General features: G+C 47.1%; 15 protein-coding genes, 1 pseudogene and 1 other annotated feature (1 of these 17 cut by a window edge). All 16 genes and pseudogenes read right to left on the bottom strand.

Translation table 11 applies throughout. The features are described from left to right. Positions 1-49: a binding site (T-box leader), on the bottom strand (it extends 181 nt beyond the left edge of the window). 62 nt (positions 50-111) lie between these two features. The 16 genes and pseudogenes from MKZ04_RS03830 to ftsA all read right to left on the bottom strand — a co-directional run bounded on the left by MKZ04_RS03830 (position 112) and on the right by ftsA (position 18,153). Then, the gene (locus MKZ04_RS03830) at positions 112-606 is read right to left on the bottom strand and encodes a DivIVA domain-containing protein (RefSeq protein ID WP_328037588.1); all 495 of its coding nucleotides are present in this window, start codon (positions 604-606) and stop codon (positions 112-114) included. Between the two features lie 96 nt (positions 607-702). Continuing rightward, positions 703-1,479 carry a YlmH family RNA-binding protein gene (locus MKZ04_RS03825; RefSeq protein ID WP_023857245.1) on the bottom strand — a complete coding sequence of 259 codons (777 nt, stop codon included), beginning with the start codon at positions 1,477-1,479 and terminating at the stop codon, positions 703-705. Between the two features lie 134 nt (positions 1,480-1,613). Continuing rightward, entirely contained in the window at positions 1,614-1,880 is a 267-nt protein-coding gene (locus MKZ04_RS03820; RefSeq protein ID WP_025811370.1) for a YggT family protein, read from the bottom strand. A gap of 10 nt (positions 1,881-1,890) precedes the next feature. After that, positions 1,891-2,343 carry a cell division protein SepF gene (gene sepF, locus MKZ04_RS03815; protein WP_003181594.1) on the bottom strand — a complete coding sequence of 151 codons (453 nt, stop codon included), beginning with the start codon at positions 2,341-2,343 and terminating at the stop codon, positions 1,891-1,893. Continuing rightward, complete coding sequence (locus MKZ04_RS03810) at positions 2,340-3,035, bottom strand: YggS family pyridoxal phosphate-dependent enzyme (RefSeq protein ID WP_020451316.1); 696 nt, start codon at positions 3,033-3,035, stop codon at positions 2,340-2,342. Before MKZ04_RS03810 ends, sepF begins: the two co-directional genes overlap by 4 nt. Before the next feature lie 7 nt (positions 3,036-3,042). Continuing rightward, positions 3,043-3,882: a peptidoglycan editing factor PgeF gene (gene pgeF / locus MKZ04_RS03805; RefSeq protein ID WP_023857246.1), complete on the bottom strand. Its 840-nt coding sequence runs from the start codon at positions 3,880-3,882 to the stop codon at positions 3,043-3,045. Between the two features lie 222 nt (positions 3,883-4,104). Then, on the bottom strand, positions 4,105-4,338 hold the full coding sequence (locus MKZ04_RS03800) for a YlmC/YmxH family sporulation protein (protein WP_011197962.1): 234 nt from the start codon (positions 4,336-4,338) through the stop codon (positions 4,105-4,107). 83 nt (positions 4,339-4,421) lie between these two features. Further along, complete coding sequence (locus tag MKZ04_RS03795; protein WP_080736655.1) at positions 4,422-5,309, bottom strand: putative RNA methyltransferase; 888 nt, start codon at positions 5,307-5,309, stop codon at positions 4,422-4,424. Between the two features lie 264 nt (positions 5,310-5,573). Further along, positions 5,574-6,371, bottom strand: coding sequence for an ABC transporter ATP-binding protein (locus MKZ04_RS03790; protein ID WP_020451313.1), 798 nt, complete (start codon positions 6,369-6,371; stop codon positions 5,574-5,576). A gap of 133 nt (positions 6,372-6,504) precedes the next feature. Then, positions 6,505-7,284 (bottom strand): RNA polymerase sporulation sigma factor SigG, encoded by a 780-nt coding sequence (gene sigG / locus MKZ04_RS03785; RefSeq protein WP_003181576.1) that lies wholly within the window; start codon positions 7,282-7,284, stop codon positions 6,505-6,507. 139 nt (positions 7,285-7,423) lie between these two features. Next, entirely contained in the window at positions 7,424-8,143 is a 720-nt protein-coding gene (sigE, locus tag MKZ04_RS03780; RefSeq protein WP_003181573.1) for an RNA polymerase sporulation sigma factor SigE, read from the bottom strand. Between the two features lie 59 nt (positions 8,144-8,202). After that, positions 8,203-9,132: a sigma-E processing peptidase SpoIIGA gene (gene spoIIGA, locus MKZ04_RS03775; RefSeq protein WP_023857248.1), complete on the bottom strand. Its 930-nt coding sequence runs from the start codon at positions 9,130-9,132 to the stop codon at positions 8,203-8,205. 185 nt (positions 9,133-9,317) lie between these two features. Continuing rightward, positions 9,318-13,616, bottom strand: a pseudogene (locus MKZ04_RS03770) (S8 family serine peptidase). Positions 13,617-13,807: 191 nt separating this feature from the next. Beyond that, positions 13,808-15,316, bottom strand: coding sequence for a S8 family serine peptidase (locus tag MKZ04_RS03765; protein WP_020451310.1), 1,509 nt, complete (start codon positions 15,314-15,316; stop codon positions 13,808-13,810). A gap of 370 nt (positions 15,317-15,686) precedes the next feature. After that, positions 15,687-16,820 (bottom strand): cell division protein FtsZ, encoded by a 1,134-nt coding sequence (ftsZ, locus tag MKZ04_RS03760; protein ID WP_020451308.1) that lies wholly within the window; start codon positions 16,818-16,820, stop codon positions 15,687-15,689. Between the two features lie 34 nt (positions 16,821-16,854). Continuing rightward, positions 16,855-18,153, bottom strand: coding sequence for a cell division protein FtsA (gene ftsA, locus MKZ04_RS03755; protein ID WP_020451307.1), 1,299 nt, complete (start codon positions 18,151-18,153; stop codon positions 16,855-16,857). Between the last annotated feature and the right edge of the window lie 15 nt (positions 18,154-18,168).

Raw genomic sequence — 18,168 nt, 5'->3', positions numbered from 1 at the left:
CTTTCATTGTTTTCAGAAATCAATGTCTGTCCCTCTCAAACGTTTTTCACTCAATTTATGAACGTATTATATGCGAACGGATGACGATATGTCAAGAACGCAAATGAAATTCTATTCTTTTTCATCCATGACGGCGTCTACTTCGTATTCAAGCAAATGATCCCAGTCGTCGTTTTTCAACAGGTCAAGCTGCGCTTCGATCAACATTTGGAAACGGGTTCTGAACACTTTTGACTGCTTTTTCAGCTCTTCGATTTCCATCGCGATCTTTCTCGATTTTGAAAGAGACTCATTAATGATCCGGTCAGCGTTTTTCTCAGCTTCACGAATGATGAGCTTCGCTTCTTTCTCGGAATTGCGCTTTACGTCTTCGGCTGCTTCCTGTGCGACAAGGATCGATTTATTCAACGTCTCTTCGATCGTCGAAAAATGGCCGAGACGCTCGTCAAGCTCGTTCACCTTTGATTCAAGCTCATTTTTTTTGCGCAGAATGATCTCATAATCCTTTCTCACCTGGGACAGGAACTCGTTCACTTCATCTTCGTCATAGCCGCGGAACGCTTTTGTAAATGTTTTATTATGAATGTCATTTGGCGTCAAAGGCATGCTGCCCACCTCCATTATTTTTCTTTATGTACACTTGTCCTAGTCAACATTATAAAGCAAAATTCGACCGGGCGGAGAAAAAACTGTTAAAACGCGTCATTTTTGTTTTTCAAACGTCAATCTCCATTTGCCCTTCTTCGTTTTGCCGTCAATGTTTTTCATCCTGAACCGGCCAAACCCCCGGATCGAAACCATATCCCCTTCCGCCAGTGCATATGAAGGGTCTTCAATGACTTTCCAGTTCACTTTCACGAGGCCATTTTTCACGAGAACCTGTGCTTTTTGCCGGGATTGCCTGCTCATTGCCGAGCAAATCGCATCAAGCCTCAAAGATGAAACCGTATCATCCCTTATTTCGACATCCTGCTCCGGTACTTTAAGCTTAGAAAGCGGAATTTTTTCAAGGGAAACTTTCACCTTGCCGATTTGTGTCAGCTGGGTGAAAACAAAATCAGCGACTTCTTCCGAACAGATAAACTGCCATGTCCCGTCCGAAAAGATCAGGTCGCCGAACTTTTGGCGCCTCAATCCGATGCCCATCAATGAGCCGAGAAGCTCGCGATGCTCGATGGAGGCGAATTTTTGCGGATAGATGACTTCCCAGCCCTGAAGCTGAAAATCTTCGGCAGACGGCTCGGCATATTCAGGGAATAGTAAAGCCCTCTTTCGTTCGGCCTCAGGGAAGCCCCCGAAAAATTCAAGCCTCACTTCGTCCGACTGACCGATGACAGATTGCAGGATCACCTGTTCCCGCGGGTCCAAAAAATCGGTCAGCTTCATCCGGTACTGTTCCGCCACGATTCTTTTCCACTCAAGAGCCTGGTCGATAAACGGCTCTTCGTCTTTTCTGAAATGCTGGTAAATATCGCTCATTGTCTTTCCTTTCTATGTAAAGAGGCCTGGCCTACAGCCAAGCCCGATACTCGGCCCGCAAAGATTGAAGGCACGCTCCAGAACCACGGCGCCGCTGCCTGCGGTAAGTCTTACGGGAGATCGGCATAATGTCTTTAAAAAGCGCCGAGCATTCTGAAAACCGCAAGAAGCCCTGCATCTGCGAACCGCAGGATGAAAATCGCCACGAGCGGAGAAATATCAATCATCCCGAGCGGAGGAATAATCCTTCTGAACGGTTCGAGATAAGGCTCGCAAAGTGAAGCAAGCACCCGGCCGAATGAAGACTCCCTTGCATTAGGCACCCAAGACATAAAAATGTAAATAATGAGCGCAAACGAATAGACGGTTATAAGCGTGCTTAAAATTTGATAAAGTAGGATCATCTGCGATTTACCACCTCTGATGTTCTTCTTCTATGAGCTCGGAAATCGTGCCGGAGACATCGACGTTTTCAGGCGTGCATAAAAAGATGTCCGCTCCGATCCGCTGAATATCGCCGCCGAGAGCATATACAGTTCCGCTCAAGAAATCAACGATTCTTTTCGCCTGATCGTGCTGAATGCGCTGCAGGTTCACGACGACGGCGCGCCGGTTTTTGATATGGTCTGCGATTTCCTGGGCTTCCGCGTACACCCGAGGCTCACTTAACACTACTTTAGAAGATTTCTGAACGCTTTGCAAACTTACGACATTCTGCTTCCCAGCCGCTTTAGACTGGTAGGCGGTTCTGTCTTTCGATTCATGCTCTTCAGGGATTTCCTCCCTGTCTGTTTCAATGTACTCGTATTCGTATTCCTCATCATCCAAGGAAAAAAAGTTTTTAAATTTGTTTTTCAAACTCATGATTGTCCACCTCCAGTTTCATTTCCGACTAAGGAAGATCCGATTCTGACGAATGTCGCGCCTTCCTCGACTGCGATCGTATAGTCGTTAGACATCCCCATCGAAAGCTCGCTGCACGGGGCGTTCCATTGACCGAGCCCGCGAACCTCGTCGCGCAGCTCTCTCAGCAAGCGAAAACAGCTTCTGATTGCCGTCTCGTCATCCGTAAAAGGAGCCATCGTCATTAATCCCGCAATCCGGATGTTTTCATATGCAGACAGTTTTTTTACAAAAGAAAGAACCTCTTCTTTTGCCATGCCGTGTTTTGAAGATTCAAGAGATGTGTTGACCTGAACAAAACAGTCAATCGGTTTTTTTGCCCTCTTCTGAATCTCGTCGGCCAATGAAAGCCTGTCTAAAGAATGGATATATGAGACATGATCGATGATTGCTTTTACCTTTCTCGTCTGCAGGGTTCCGATAAAATGCCATACCGGTTCGCTGTCTTTCAGAGCGTCGAGCTTGTGAAGCAGTCCGGTATCGCGGTTTTCTCCCAAATGTCTGATTCCTGCATCAAGCGCTGCCTGCGCCCGTTCCGGGGAAACATATTTCGTGACAGCGATGACGGATATTTCGTCGGGCGTTCTTCCCGCTTTGATACACGCTTCGTTGATCCTGTCATTTATATGTCGTAAATTGCTTTTCACATCCACCTGTAAGCTATACCTCCTTTAATCCGATGAAGGACATCATCCGTCCGGTTTTTCCCCGGTCTCTCCGATGGGAGAAAAACAGTGAATGCTCGCAGCTCGTACAAAGGGAACTCACCTTGATCTGGCCGTTTGGAATTCCGGCGTGTACAAGCAGCTGCCTGTTCACTTCTTTTAATTCGAGACGGTACTCCCCTTCTTTTATCGTCAAAAAGGCTTTGTCTTCTCGCTGAAGAGGAAGATTCCTGATTTTGTCTATTACATGATCGTCGACAGTGTAGCAGCACGAGCCGATCGCAGGCCCGATCACGGCGTGGATGTCTGCGGGATTTGATCCTTCCCGGCTGACCCACGTGTCAACCATGCTGGCTGCGATCCCGAGCGCGGTGCCTTTCCAGCCCGCGTGAGCGATTCCGGCCAGCGAGCGGACCGGATCGTAAAAATAAACAGGAACGCAGTCGGCAAAGCAAAGCGCCAAAAACAGGTTTGGCCTGTCTGTATAAAGTCCGTCCGTAGCCTTCAGCGCCGTATCGTATCGGAAAGCGCCGCTGGCGCGATCGCTATCCGTCACTTTTTGAATCCGGTCTTCATGCGTCTGATCGGCAAATACCCAGTCGTGCAGATCGGTTTTTAAGTTGTCGGCAATCTGTTTTCTGTTATTGATGACATGCTGTTCATGATCCTGAACGTGCAGCCCTGTATTCAGTGAGTGAAAAGGCGGTTCGCTTTCTCCGCCGTTTTTTGTCGTAAATCCGGCTGTGACGGCTCCGCCGGTTTCCGCCGTCTGATTCCATTCCTCAATCAAAAGCATTGACGGAGCATCAAGACGAAAGGGGTTATATGTATTCATGGTGATCAGCCTTTCGACAAACATCGTAGTCTTTCATCATATCGCTCCTATTTTAACACATCTTGATGCATTCGTTTAGTTTCGTTTCAAAAAACTAAACGAAATGTATTGTTTGCAACATTTATCGCCGTTTTTGCAGACGGTCTCACCGTATACAATAATGTTGAAAAAGCAGGCGGATAAGGGCCCGCCGATTGATCAGGCATCATCTCATATGCTTGATCAGCTTAAACGCACAAGAATCACATCTTCTCCAATTTTAACAATATTTCGCCACGGAATGACGATTTCCTCTTCTTTTCCGAAAAATCCGAAAACTTTCCCCGTTCCTCCGATGACAATCGCCTGTATTTTGCCTGTCGTTACATTAATATCGATATCGCCGATGCTGCCGAGCTTTTTCCCGTTTGATACGTTAACGACATCTTTTATCTGGAAATCAGAAATGTTCATCATGTCCACCGCACGCCTCCTCTGATCAAATGTCCTTTTAGATTATATGAAAGGCAGTCCTTTATTTAGACTGCCTTTTCAGTGGTTTATTTCGTTTTTTTCCTGCCGGCTAAAATGTCGAGATGGACGGTCGTAACAGCGGATTCTTTCTTTAAAAAGGCTTTGATCCGCTCCTTTTCTGCGCGCCATGATAATGGCGTCATCTTGATGAGCGGCGCGAGAAGGCTTTGGTCTAAACGTTTGCTGTAGGCGATCTCCGTTCTGTCGATCAGATCGAAATGAGACGAGAACCGCTCAGCCGCATCCTCGCTCGTATAGGCTTGTTTGTCCAAGCCGTCATACAAAAACCCCCGCAGTTCTTTCAGATAGCCGCTTTTCGGAATCACTTTCAAAACGATGCCGTCATCAGATAACAGCCGCTCGAATTCCGCGTAATTAGAAGGCGACAATATATTGAGGATCGCGTCGAATGAACGATTCCGAAACGGCGCGGCAGCCAGATCGGCGACACACCAGATCGCCTCTCTTTCTTGCTTAGTCGCAGACACAATCCCGGCTTTCGCCAAATCAAGCCCGACGCCAAGGACAGGCGATCCGGAACGCATTTGAAGCTTTCCAACGATCCGCGCCAAATGCGAACCTTCCCCGCAGCCGGCATCGAGGATGCTGACAAAGTTGCAAAACGGGAGGCCTGCTTGTTCGAGACGGTCTGTCAAAGCGCCGCTAAGCGGTTCAAAAAAGCCGCGGGCGGCTAACATTCTTCTCGCTTCAAATAATTCTTTATCATATTTAACAGAAGGAGCATGCGTTGTGACATTGACATATCCCCCTCTTGCGATATCAAACGTATGTCCGTTTTTACAGATCAGGCTTTTTAAATCGGTGACCGCCATATTCGTTGCGCATATCGGGCACTGAAACATCGTTTCATGCCTTTTCATGAGCGATGCTCTTTTTAATTTTTTATTCATCATTGTTACACCTCATTCATTCACATTTAGATCAATGAAAAAGGCATAGACAAATAAACCCGCACCTTCGGCATTTTTTAAAGACGAAGGTGTGGATGGTTTAAGCGTTTGTCTATACCTTTCATTATCTGTAGCGAATGAATTGAATGATCATAATGATGAACCCCTCTTTAACATGACGTTCTCTATTATCTTACCAGCTTTTTTAAGAGGATGAAAGCTGAAAAAGAGCCTCCAAACAAGGAGGCTGCCAAAGAACCAGCCGTTTTAAATGCTGAGGTTTAGAGGCTTTTTCTTGGACAAATACGGTCTGCCGTCCGTCCATACCGCCTGGACGGGCATATCGAAAAATTCGGACAAAACCTCGCCGGACATCATCTCTCTTGTCTTCCCCAAGGCAAACACTTCACCTTTTTTCAGCAGCAGCGTTTGGCTGAAAGCGGGGAGAATTTCTTCCGCATGGTGAGTAACATAAAGCATGGACGGTGCACTGTCTTTTTTGGCAATTTGTTCAACCGTCTCCAGCACCTGCTCCCTCGCGATGAAATCAAGACCGGTAACAGGCTCGTCGAGAATGAGCAGCTCTGGATCGGCCATCAAGGCCCTTGAGATCAGCACCTTTTGTTTTTCTCCCTGAGAGAGCGTTTCATATCTCCTGTCCGCATAACGGATGGAGCCGAATTCCTCCAGGAGGGCGATCGCTTTCTCCCTGACAGACTGTGAAGGCGATTCATAAAGGCCGATCGAAGCGAAAGCGCCGCTTAAGACAATTTCAAATGCACTGTCTTCAGGATACAGCTTCTGCTGCAGGGCCGCTGACACAAGGCCGATTTTTTGGCGAAGCTTTTCGTTCAGCTCCGTTTTTCCAAATTCGCGCCCTAACACGGTGACTTTTCCTGTTGTCGGAAAATAATAAGCGCACAGCATGTTCAACAGAGCGGTTTTGCCGGCCCCGTTCAATCCGTATAACGCCCAGTGCTCCCCCTTTTCCACCGTCCAATCAATATCCTTTAATATCCACTCTCCGTTTCGTTTTAGTGAAGCATTCTCAAGCTGCAAAACCATTTGAAGTCCTCCTTTTATGTAAATATTCTGATAAATTAAAATATAATTCTTTTATTATAGCTTATTTATATAACAAAGTGAATGAGAGATTTTCCATTTTTAGCATGTGAAAAGCCGCAGATTGACTGCGGCTTTAGTGAATGTTCTTATTCATTTGTTTAATGGCGGCTTTTTCCAGCCTTGACACCTGGGCTTGGGAGATTCCGATCTCATCAGCGACTTCCATTTGCGTCTTGCCTTGGAAGAAGCGTTTTCTGAGGATCATTTTTTCCCGTTCATTCAGCCGTCTCATGCCTTCTTTTAAGGCGAGCTCTTCGATCCATTGCGAATCCTTGTTGCGCTCATCGCTGATTTGATCCATGACATAAATCGGATCTCCTCCGTCATTGTAAATCGGCTCAAACAAAGATACGGGATCTTGAATGGCGTCAAGCGCAAAAACGATTTCTTCATGGGACACTTCAAGCTCTTTCGCGATCTCCTGAGCCGTCGGCTCCCTGCTTGTCTCACTGATCAGCCGTTCTCTCACTTGCAGCGCCTTGTACGCGATATCCCTGAGTGACCGTGAGACGCGGATCGGGTTGTTATCGCGCAAATATCTGCGGATTTCTCCGATGATCATTGGTACAGCATATGTTGAAAACTTAACATTGTGGCTCAGATCAAAATTATCAATTGATTTCATTAGTCCGATGCAGCCGACTTGGAATAAGTCATCAACATACTCTCCTCTGTTGTTAAACCTTTGAATGACGCTTAAGACAAGGCGCAAATTACCGTTAACAAGCTTTTCTCTTGCTGTCGTGTCTCCTTCATCCTGCATTTGCTTGAACAACTTTCTCATCTCTTCGTTCTTCAGTACGGGCAGTTTTGATGTATCAACCCCGCAGATTTCAACTTTATTTCTCGACACTTTTTTCCCTCCCTACAGGAGCTGCTGTACAAAGTTCAGTATCTCCTCGGGTGGGAAAAATATGCATCGTTAATTTCCAAAAATAAGAAGATCAAGTCGAAAACCCTTGGCTGTCAACACTTCAAATTTCATAAAAAAATTAAACCATTTTGTTGAATTCTTTTCGGAGCCTTTTAATAATTCTTTTTTCAAGCCGGGAAATATATGACTGGGAGATGCCGAGCATATCGGCAACGTCTTTTTGCGTTTTTTCTTCTCCTCCGACAAGCCCGAAGCGGAGCTCCATGATCTGTTTTTCTCTGTCATTGAGCTGTTCAAGCGCTTTTTTCAGCAGCTTCTTATCAACGTTTGCTTCGATATCTTTTGTAATAATATCGTTTTCTGTTCCGAGCACATCTGAGAGAAGAAGTTCATTTCCGTCCCAATCGATGTTCAACGGTTCATCGAATGATACCTCTGAGCGAATTTTATTGTTTCTTCTTAAATACATCAAAATTTCATTTTCAATACATCTGGAAGCATATGTAGCCAGTTTGATTTTTTTCTCGGGATTAAAGGTATTCACCGCTTTGATAAGGCCGATCGTGCCGATGGAGATTAAATCCTCGATATTGATGCCGGTATTTTCAAATTTTCTCGCGATGTAGACGACCAGCCTGAGATTTCGTTCAATCAAAATCGCCCGTGCCGCCTGATCACCGTCAGGCAGCTTATGGAGAAGCACCTGCTCTTCATCTTTTGACAATGGCGGGGGCAGCGCTTCGCTTCCACCGATATAATAAATTTCGTCGCTTTTCAGCCCCAGTTTCATTAAAAGTTTGTACCACAGATAGGTTAACCTTAATTTTAGTTTTTTCATCTTCCTCCCCCTTCTAAATAAACGTCTTCAGGAGTATGATAATGTAACAGACTTCGAGTTTAAGAAACGTGTTTGACCGGGTTTCCGGCGAGCATTTTCGGATGGACGATGGCGTCAAATTCGCCGTCCGCGGAAAGCGGTGAGGTGCTGATGCCAATCATGCATTTCGGCGCTTCAATCACCTCCCTTTCCGAAAAAATGAGCACATGATCCGGCTTTAGGCAGAGCAGAAACTGATGCTGATGGCCGACCCCGCGGTAGGGAATCAGGCGGATCCGCCCGATATACGGGAGTGTTTCATCAAGTTTGCCGACGGCATCAAGCGGGCTCATTTCCTTGATGATCACACTCGCTTCTTCTCCCAATACACTTTTCAATTTTTCAATATTGACGATCATGACGGGCGTTTTTGTGATCGGGTCGTAGAGTTGGTTTCCGGAGTCAATCAATCCGGTGAAATGAAGCGTATGTTCATCAATGCCGGTCTCTAGGCGGACGCGTTCTTCATATTGAATTTTCTTCGCTTCAGCATCTTCAAAACGCTTTTTTGAAAACAGCCATACAGCCGGAAAACCTGCACCGACAAACAGCCAGCTGACCGGGTCTCCAAAACCGGACCAATTCGTCATAAAGACGCCGTTTTCCATGATCGAATCCGTTTCAAGTAAAGAATGCGCTCCAATAATCCCTCCTCCCATTAAAAAAGTGGCAAAATAAAAAGAAAACAAATTTTGCAAAAAAAACCGGAACCGCTTAAAACCAAATGTCACAAGAACGATCACAACCGAAAACGACAGTTTGCCTGCAGGATGAAGGACGTACGGCGAAAAAGGTGTAAACATAAACAGAACGATGCTTGACGCGACAAACGCCCCTAAGATCAGCCTCCGCTTTTTAACCCTTCGCTTTAAAATAAATGCGGTCATCATTAAAAGCAGCAAGTCAAAACAAAAGTTTAACAGCCATATCGCATCTAAATAGATTTCCACGTCCTTCCACCTTTCTTTGGGCTCGGTGACCATATTGTTTGTTTTCCTAAGTATAAATCAAGCCCAAAGGTAAAGTCTGTCAATTAATGTTGCGCAAATCGTACATTTTTTGAAGTTTTCGTACTGAATTTGTCGATCATAAAACGAAAAAAAACGCTGCCATTAAAGACAGCGTCTTTTCACCTTTATTTCAGCTTTTCATTGATGTACAGTTTGCCTTTTGCCGTTTGTCTCGTTTCATTGCCGTAATCATCCCGGACGATGACCTCGATTTCCGCTCCTTTTGCTTTTGCGGTTGAAGTCGCGGTCCAATATCCTTCATACTTGCCTTTTGAGACTTCTCTGATCGGCAGCTCTGTTACGTTTTGGGCAGCTGTTTTGAAATTGGTAAGCGGCATTCTGATCACAAAGACAGCATCCAAATCAGCGGCGCTTTCAAACTCGATTTTCACGGTTTCTCCCGTTTTGAGCTCGAGGTCTTCAGCCGGTTTCAAGCCGGTGATTTGCGGCGCTTCAAAGTTGACATCCACCGTGACTTTTTTGGTCGTTTTGTTGCCTGCCGCATCCGCTGCCGTTACTTTGATTTCATTTTGGCCGTTGTCAAGCATAATCCTTGCAGAATACTCGCCATTGTCAACAGCCGCTTTTTTGCCGTTTACATGAACAGATTCTAAGTGGTCGTCTGATACTGTTCCTTTCACAGTGACAGTCTCTTTATTGAGTTTTGATCCGCTTTTCGGCGTGTCAATCGTAAGCTTCGGCTTTTTCTGGTCAAGGACGATCCGGACCGGGTCTGAAGCATCCGTCGTTCCGGAAGCCGATGACGATTTGGCGGTGATCACATTTTCACCTTTATTCAGCGGAATCTCTTTTGAGAAAGTGCCGTCTCCCGCCGTTTTCGCCGTTCCGGCTTCTTCATCTCCGTTAAAGAGCTGAACGGTCGTGTTCGGAGACGATGTCCCTTCGATGACAGCATTCTTTTTGTTGGTAATGAATCCGTCTTTAGGCGACGTAATCACAGGCATCGCCAATTCATAGTCGACCAAAGCGCGGATCATGAAGTTGCCTTGGTCTGATGGCGCTTTCGACCATGAGCCGTCCGTATACTGCCAGTTGCGGCCTGAATATTCCCCGTCTTCATCTGTAGCAAGTCCAGGTGAGTTGGCCAGGTCCTCTGTCTGGACGTACACGAGGTAAAAGTCTTTTCCGACGAAGATGCCTTCATCGCCCAAATCTACGGTCGTCCATTCACCTGTGCGGAGCGCTTCAGCTTTGAACGGGCCGGCGAGTTTTTTGCCCGGAGAGCCTTTTTCACCCGACGCATCGTAGACCTCGACTGCAAAATCAGTTCCGCCCGGATCCGGGAATTCTGTATCCCAGAATTTGAACAAGCCGCCTTTCAGCATAGCTTTTTCCTGCCCGTTTTCGAGCGTCATTTTGACGGCCAGCCCGTTGCCGGATTCATAGAAAGCCCAGGCGTTTTCCCCGGTTCCGTCATCATAGCCGATTTCCCCAGGATAGCCGATGAAAGGATCGAGCTCGATATCTTTCGAGACATCTCCTTTTAAATCAACGGAAAACTCGCTGCTGTAATATCCGTTTGCAGAGACCTTTACCGTATACGAGCCTTCATAGGCCGTTAATGAATAACTTCCGTCGCCGTCCGTCTGAACCGGTTTTATGGATGCATCTTCAACGATATACAGCTTTGCATGTCGGACGGGTTCGCCCGTTTTTTTGTTTTTTATCGTTCCGGTGAGCGTCCCTTTCTTCAGTTCCTTTAAGACAAAGTCTGCCGTCGTCGTCTTGTCGGCCTCGATTTTTACGGTTTGCGCATTTGATTCATAACCGTACGCTTCCGCTTTCAGCATATACGTTCCAGGTGCATGAGCCAAACTGTATGCGCCTGTTGCTTGGTTGGAATATGTCGATTTGCCCGTCTCCATCACGCTGACCTGAGCCCGCACCGGAAGAACTGCAGGAGCTGCTTTTTTCGTCTCAGAATGTTCTTGAACGGTTTCTGCCGGTTTTGCTTTTTTCGGATCAATCGTTTGTTTCTTCGTTTTCTTATCCTTCATTTTAGCCGGCTGTTTTTCAACGCCCAGTCGTTTTTTCGTGCCTGCGCTCTTCACTTCCTTCACAAGCGCTACATCATCGATATAAAGCCCGTCACCTTCAATGCTGTCGTCAGATTGTAGGTTGAACATGATCTTAATCGTCTGTCCCCCGTATTCCGACAAATCGATCTGTCCGTCTTTCCATTCTGACGTCCTGCCGCTGTACTCAGCAGCCGGGATCCATTCATCTTTCCCTTCAGGCTGTACGTAAACGAAACCGTAATCGAAGTCCTCTTCAATATCGTGCCAATATTTGTATGTGAGATAAAGTTTTTGATTTTTTGGAACGCTGACAGGAGGCATAAGAAGATTCATATTGGCCGAACTTTGATACGGCCCTGTCAGATTTGTTGCGAATACGTTTTTTCCCGATGCTGCGGCATTCGGGCCTGACTGAGGAATACCGCGTTCCCATGAATTCTTCACACCTGATGTGATCCAGCCGTTGGCAGCATTCTCGAAATCTTGTTTATACCCTGTGGTCACAGCCGGAGAAATCGGGATTTCGTACACTTTGGATTCCGTTTTGTTTCCTCCGAAATCGGTGACAATCCATTTGTAGGAAAGCGTTTTCCCTTCAGAAACGGATACGGCCGCCTCGTACGTTCCTTTTTTATAGTCGCCGGAAGTTTGTTTGGCAGCGATCGTCACCCAATCGGAATCATCGGTTTTATAGCTTAATTTGACCGATATGATGCTGACATCGTCTTCCACATCAACTGAAAGAGGCGTTTCTGAGCCTGAGTAAATTTCCTTGATCTCTTGATGGTTTAAGACCGGCGGATTTTTGTCTTCGCCTTCTTTTCCGACTTGTCCTTCCGCTTTGCCCAACCCTTCTGTGACGGCGGACACCGCGTCAAACACGTTCACGAGCCCGTGGCCGTATCCGTTGTTCGGCGATTCGGTAAATTTGCTGTCTGTGAGCGGTGTTGCGGTTTCCATCAAAATCTTTTCGATCCCATCAACGGTGATCGACGAATCGGCCTACTTGATAAGTGCGGCCGCGGCTGCGACATGCGGTCCTGCCATTGAAGTGCCGTCCCAGCCGTCTTGATAGCCGCTTCCAGGGACAGAAGAGCGAATGTTGACCCCAGGTGCTGTTACTTCAGGCTTGGTCTCATCATACGGGGAAGGACCTTGAAGTGAAAAATCGGCTAAGCGATTATCGATGTCTGTCGCACCGGTCGCGAACGCTTCGGGGTAGTTTGCCGGATTGGCAATCGAAGCAGGTCCTCCCGGATTGGTGAAATCAGCGTTCCCCGCAGAGAACTCAGGGAAGATGCCGGCAGCTCGCCACGCTTTTACGATATCCCTGTAAAACTCATCAATCCCGGCTCCCCCTGACCACGAGTTATTGACAACATCCGGAGCCATTTCAGGGTGCGGGTTGCCATCTTTATCTTTCGGCGCCAAAATCCATTCCCCCGCTGCAAGGAGGTCTTCGTCCGTTCCGCCGTCATCCGAAAAAGCTTTCACGGCAATCCACTTTGCACCCGGCGCCACACCGATTTGGTTTTGGCCGTCAGGCTCTGATCCGACCATCGTCCCGGTTACATGCGTGCCGTGCTCCAGGTCGTCAAAAGGTTCAGAAGCGCCAGAAACCGCATCATACCAGCTGAATTCGTGATCAGGCTGATCGGGATGCTGCGGGTCATATCCGCGGTATTTTTCTTTCAATGCCGGATGATCCCATTGCACGCCCGTATCAATTGACGCGACAACCGTGCCCGTTCCGTCATATCCCAATTTCCAGGCTTTTGGCGCGTCGACTCGATTGATATTCCATTCGATTTCTTTTTCATCCTTAGCTGCCGATTTTTTCACAGACTGTTTAGCCGGCTTGATCAGCTGCCTTGTTTCGTTCGGGAGCACTTTCTCTACTTCCGGAAAAGCCGCTACTTGTTCCATGACCTCTTTCGTCGCATGGACGGCCATCCCGTTGACAATATAATAGGAGCGGATTTTTTTTACTTTCCCTTGTTTTTCCTGCTTTTTCAAATAACGTTTCAAATCGCTTTGCGTCTCATCCGCTTTGACTCTTAAAGCGGAGACGACAGCCGAGCGCTTTTGATATTCTGTTTTAGCCGCGCTCAGCGACTTTTTCTTCGCATTCTTTTCCGCCTGCTTGGCCACCTTTGGAGTATCGACTTGATCTTTCAGTTTGATCAAGAATGTGACTTGATCTTCTTTTTTGAACTGTTTGACAAGAGATTTTGAAATTTTTCCCTTCCCTGCAGCTGCTTGTTCTTTCATCGAAGTGAGCGCAGGCTTTGCCGCGGCATCTGAAACAGCGGGCATGAACAGCGAGCCGATTAACAAACCGCTTAAAATGGTGGAAAACGCCTTTTTTCTCAGCTTTCTTTTCAAATGAACATCCCCCTTTTTGATGAAATTGGCTGGACTTGTCCGTCCTCCTCTCCTTGTGGATGCCTTGTCTGACCTTGATGTAACTTAAATATAGTAAAAACTGGTTAATTTTTTTGTCGGTATTTGTCAAGGTCATGTTTAAAATTAGATAAAAAAGGACAAAACCGTTAAAGCGGTTTTGTCCTTTTTTATCATTTTGTTTTTTTAGCCGCGTCAAAAGCTTTTAAAGCGTTGACCAAGCCGTATCCGTAGCCGTTGTTCGGCGATTTTTTAAACGTTTTGTCAGTCAGAGGCGTCGCCGTATTCAGCAGGATGCGCTCGATTTCATCGACTGTGAGGTCCGGATTGGCTTCCCTCATTAAAGCGACGATCCCTGATACATGCGGGGTCGCCATCGATGTTCCGCTCATCGCAGCATACTTGTGTCCCGGATAAGCAGAGCGGATGCTGACGCCCGGTGCCGAAATATCGGGCTTGATTTCGTCATATGGCGATGGTCCTTGCAATGAAAAATCGGCTAACGCGTTTGCGCTGTCAACTGCGCCTATCGCGAAAGATTGCGGATAGTTGGACGGATTCTCAACTGAACCCGGTCCGCCCGGTTCCAATTCGCTGACATTACCTGCTGCGAATGCAGGAAAGATATCAGCTGACCGCCAAGCTTTGACAATATCCAAATACCATTCATTGAGTCCGCGTTCACCCGCCCAAGAATTGTTGACGACATCGGGAGCCTTTTCGGGGTGCCCTTTTCCTTTCGCATCTTTCGGAGCCAAAATCCATTCTCCTGCAGCCAAAAGGGATTTTTCGTCTCCGCCGTCCTCTGAAAAGGCTTTGACAGCGATCCATTTCGCAGTCGGTGCGACACCGATCTGGTTTTTGCCGCCGGCTTCTGAGCCGACCATCGTGCCTGTCACATGTGTGCCGTGGCCCAAGTCGTCATATGGCGTTTTCTTATTGCTTGTCGCATCAAACCAGTTGAACTCATTGTCTGGACTGTTCGGTTTAGAAGGGTTGTAGCCCCTGTACTTTGTCTTCAACGCCGGATGATCCCACTCAACGCCGGTGTCAATCGAAGCGACAACGGCTCCTTTGCCTTTATAGCGCTTTTTCCAGACATCAGGCGCATGAACCTGCTGAATGTTGGAAGCGGGGGAACGATCCGCAGACGTTTTCGATTCTACCGTGGGTTTTTCAGTGTTGCCGAGCTTAATTTTTTGATTTGGCAGCACTTTTTCAACCTCCGGAAATGAAGCCGCTTTTTCCATAACATCCTTTGTCGCTGTCACGGCAATGCCATTTACAATATAAAAAGATTCCACTTGCTTTGCTGTTCCTTTTTTCTCTTCTTTTTCTAAAAACGATTTTAAGTCTTTTTGCGTTCTCTCAGCTTTTGTACGCAGGGACGTCAGCACGGCTGAACGTTTGATTTCTTTTACTTTTTTCACGGTCATCACGCTTGCTTTCGCCCGGTTTTCAGCCGCTGTCGCCGCTTGCTGAAGATTCGCCTGGTTTTTCATTTTGATTAAAAAAGTCACTTTATCTTCTTTCTCAAAACGTTTGTAAAGAGCGCTTGATATTTTGTTTTGTTCCTTGGCCTTCGCTGTCGTGCCTGTTTCAGCCTGCACAGCAGCCGGAGCGAGAAGTGAACCGATGAGTGCAGCGCACATGAATGTGCTGAATAATGGCTTTTTCTTCACATGACATCCTCCTTTAAGCAATAGCAAATATAGTCGTTTCTTGCGTTTCTTTGTCTAGAAACAGAAACTATTAATAATGGTAAAAGAAAAGACTTATAGACATTGTCGTATTTTGTCATTTTTCCTTTGTCGGTTTGTAAATTCGTTCTTTTTACATATGACTTGTTCACTGTTCATAGTTCGGCCAGATGACAAGCTGAAAGGAAAATCCGTGCATCCGGGAGAAAAGAGAGAGGTTAGATGCAAGGCTTTTGAGGGAGGCGCTTCGATCAGAATGACAATTGATGCTTTTGGAGGGGAGAATCCGTTCCAGCGCATAAAAAAAGCCGCCGACTTCTTGTCGGCAGCTTTCCAATGTATTATAGACGTTTTAGCGTTTATTGCGGTTTCTTAAGAAAGTCGGGATGTCAAGCGTATCCTCGGCAGGCTGTGATTGGCTGCGATGCGGCATGCTTGGCTCCTCGCGCTTCGGCTCCCGTTTCGGAGCAGGCTGATGATGCTGTTTTAAGCCTTGGTTTAAAGGTCTCTGCGGCTTAGATGCATCTTGATCCTGTTCGATAAAGCCGGTCGCGATGACCGTAACGACGATTTCGTCTTTCAAGTTTTCATTGATGACAGATCCGAAGATCATGTTGACGTCCTGGTCAGATGCAGCCGCCACAATGTCCGCTGCTTCCTGAACTTCGTAAAGGCTTAAGTTGGCTCCGCCTGTAATGTTCATCAGCACGCCTTGGGCACCGTCAATCGCCGTTTCAAGCAACGGGCTGGAAACAGCTTTTTTAGCGGCTTCTGCAGCGCGGTTCTCACCTGTCGCTACACCGATACCCATCAGTGCAGAACCTTTGTTGGACATGATTGTTTTGACGTCGGCAAAGTCAAGGTTGATCAGTCCAGGTGTTGCGATCAAGTCTGAAATGCCCTGAACACCTTGGCGGAGAACGTTGTCCGCTTCGCGGAACGCTTCAAGCATCGGTGTGTTTTTATCGACGATTTCAAGAAGACGGTCATTCGGAATGACGATCAGGGTGTCGACGGCTTCCTTCATTGCTGAAATACCGCCTGCCGCCTGAAGCTGTCTTTTTCTTCCTTCAAAGGTAAACGGCCTTGTGACAACGCCGACAGTCAATGCGCCCAGATCTTTTGCGATTTGTGCGATGACAGGTGCCGCGCCCGTTCCTGTTCCGCCGCCCATTCCGGCTGTGACGAACACCATGTCTGCACCTTTCAGCGCTTCTTCAATTTGTTCTTTGCTTTCCTCTGCGGCTTTTTTGCCGACTTCCGGATTGGCTCCTGCGCCGAGCCCGCGCGTCAGCTTCGCACCAATCTGCATTTTCGTTTCCGCTTTTGACAGGTTGAGAGCCTGGGCATCCGTATTGACTGCGATAAACTCGACTCCCTGAACGTCATTTTCGATCATCCGATTGACGGCATTGTTACCGCCGCCACCTACTCCTATTACTTTAATCGATGCTAAGCCGTCTATATTTGTTTCAAACTCTAACATGCTAAATCCTCCTAATCCGTCGAATGACTAATCTCTATTCCCAAAAGAAGTTAAATATTTTCTTCATTTTGCTCGGCTTTTTCTCAGCTTGAGCGTGCTGCTTGGATTTTGGCTTCGGTCGCTGCTGCACTTCTTTTTGATGTGTTGCCGCGACTTCCTGAACCGCTTGTTCCGGCATCTTAAAACCTACTTTTCTGCCTTGGATTTTTGCGTTGCGGTAAGCGAATTGGATGAGGCCGACTCCTGTCATGTATTGAGGTTCTCTTACACCGATATAATTCGGGCTAGCCACTCTGACGTTATTTTGAAGAACATCCTGTGCGAGGCTGAGGACACCCGGCATTCCAGCCTGTCCCCCTGTAAGCACAAACCCTCCCGGCAATTCTTTTATTCCCATGTTCCGCAGTTCCTCTGCCACGAATAAAAAGATTTCTTCGAGCCTGGCTTCTATAATGTCTGCCACTTCCCGCTGAGAAAAGGTCTGCTTTTGGTCTGTCCCGATCACGGCGACTTCAAATGTTTCCTCTTCCGACGCTTCTTCATAGAAAGCATGTCCAAACTGCTTCTTCACCCGCTCAGCTTCGTCTGTGGAAGTGCGCAATCCGATTGAAATATCCTTGGTGATGTTTTCTCCTCCCAGGGGTATGACGCGGGTCGCAAGAAGATGTCCGTCCTCAAATACGGCAACCGTTGTCGATCCTCCCCCGATGTCGATTAAAGCCACTCCGAGGTTTTTTTCGTCCTTTGATAAAGCGACAGATCCGGCAGCCAGCGGCTGAAGACAAATATCCGTTATTTCAATTCCCGCTCTTTCCACACAGCGCAGCAGGTTATGTAAGATCGTTTTAGAGCCCGTGATCAGCGATCCTTCCACTTCAAGGCGGACGCCGAGCATCTTTTTCGGATCTGTAATATCGCCTCTGCCGTCAACGATAAACTGTCTCGGAATCACATCGACGATCAGCTGTTCAGGCGGGATGGAAACGACTTGAGCGGCCTCCATCACCCGGCGCACGTCTTCAACGTGGATCTCTTTATTCTCGCTTGAGACAGCCACAACACCGTTCGTATCTTGAATATGGATGTAGTTCCCATTAACCCCGACGATCGCGTGGGTCAGCGGAAAACCTATCATTCTTTCTGCTTGTTCAAACGCTTTTTTTATAGAATGAACCGTTTCATCTATATCAACGATTGATCCTTTTTTCAGCCCCTCTGAGGGAACATTTCCGACTCCGATAATGTTAAGAGAATCGTCTGACATTTCACCGACGATCACTTTAATATTGGACGTACCGATGTCTAGACTGACGTAAAGTTCATTGTTGTTCATTCTATGGCACCTCCT

Source organism: Bacillus sp. FSL W7-1354 (genome assembly GCF_038002405.1).
GTDB lineage: Bacteria > Bacillota > Bacilli > Bacillales > Bacillaceae > Bacillus > Bacillus paralicheniformis.
This window is presented reverse-complemented; position numbering and strand designations above follow the sequence as displayed.

Excerpts from the sequence above, each read along its gene's own strand:
- MKZ04_RS03830 (WP_328037588.1), bottom strand. The coding sequence starts at position 606 with ATGCCTTTGACGCCAAATGACATTCATAATAAAACATTTACAAAAGCG.
- sigE (WP_003181573.1), bottom strand. The coding sequence starts at position 8,143 with ATGAAAAAACTAAAATTAAGGTTAACCTATCTGTGGTACAAACTTTTA.
- MKZ04_RS03825 (WP_023857245.1), bottom strand. The coding sequence starts at position 1,479 with ATGAGCGATATTTACCAGCATTTCAGAAAAGACGAAGAGCCGTTTATC.
- pgeF (WP_023857246.1), bottom strand. The coding sequence starts at position 3,882 with ATGAATACATATAACCCCTTTCGTCTTGATGCTCCGTCAATGCTTTTG.
- MKZ04_RS03790 (WP_020451313.1), bottom strand. The coding sequence starts at position 6,371 with ATGGTTTTGCAGCTTGAGAATGCTTCACTAAAACGAAACGGAGAGTGG.
- MKZ04_RS03795 (WP_080736655.1), bottom strand. The coding sequence starts at position 5,309 with ATGATGAATAAAAAATTAAAAAGAGCATCGCTCATGAAAAGGCATGAA.
- sepF (WP_003181594.1), bottom strand. The coding sequence starts at position 2,343 with ATGAGTTTGAAAAACAAATTTAAAAACTTTTTTTCCTTGGATGATGAG.
- ftsZ (WP_020451308.1), bottom strand. The coding sequence starts at position 16,820 with ATGTTAGAGTTTGAAACAAATATAGACGGCTTAGCATCGATTAAAGTA.
- MKZ04_RS03800 (WP_011197962.1), bottom strand. The coding sequence starts at position 4,338 with ATGATGAACATTTCTGATTTCCAGATAAAAGATGTCGTTAACGTATCA.
- ftsA (WP_020451307.1), bottom strand. The coding sequence starts at position 18,153 with ATGAACAACAATGAACTTTACGTCAGTCTAGACATCGGTACGTCCAAT.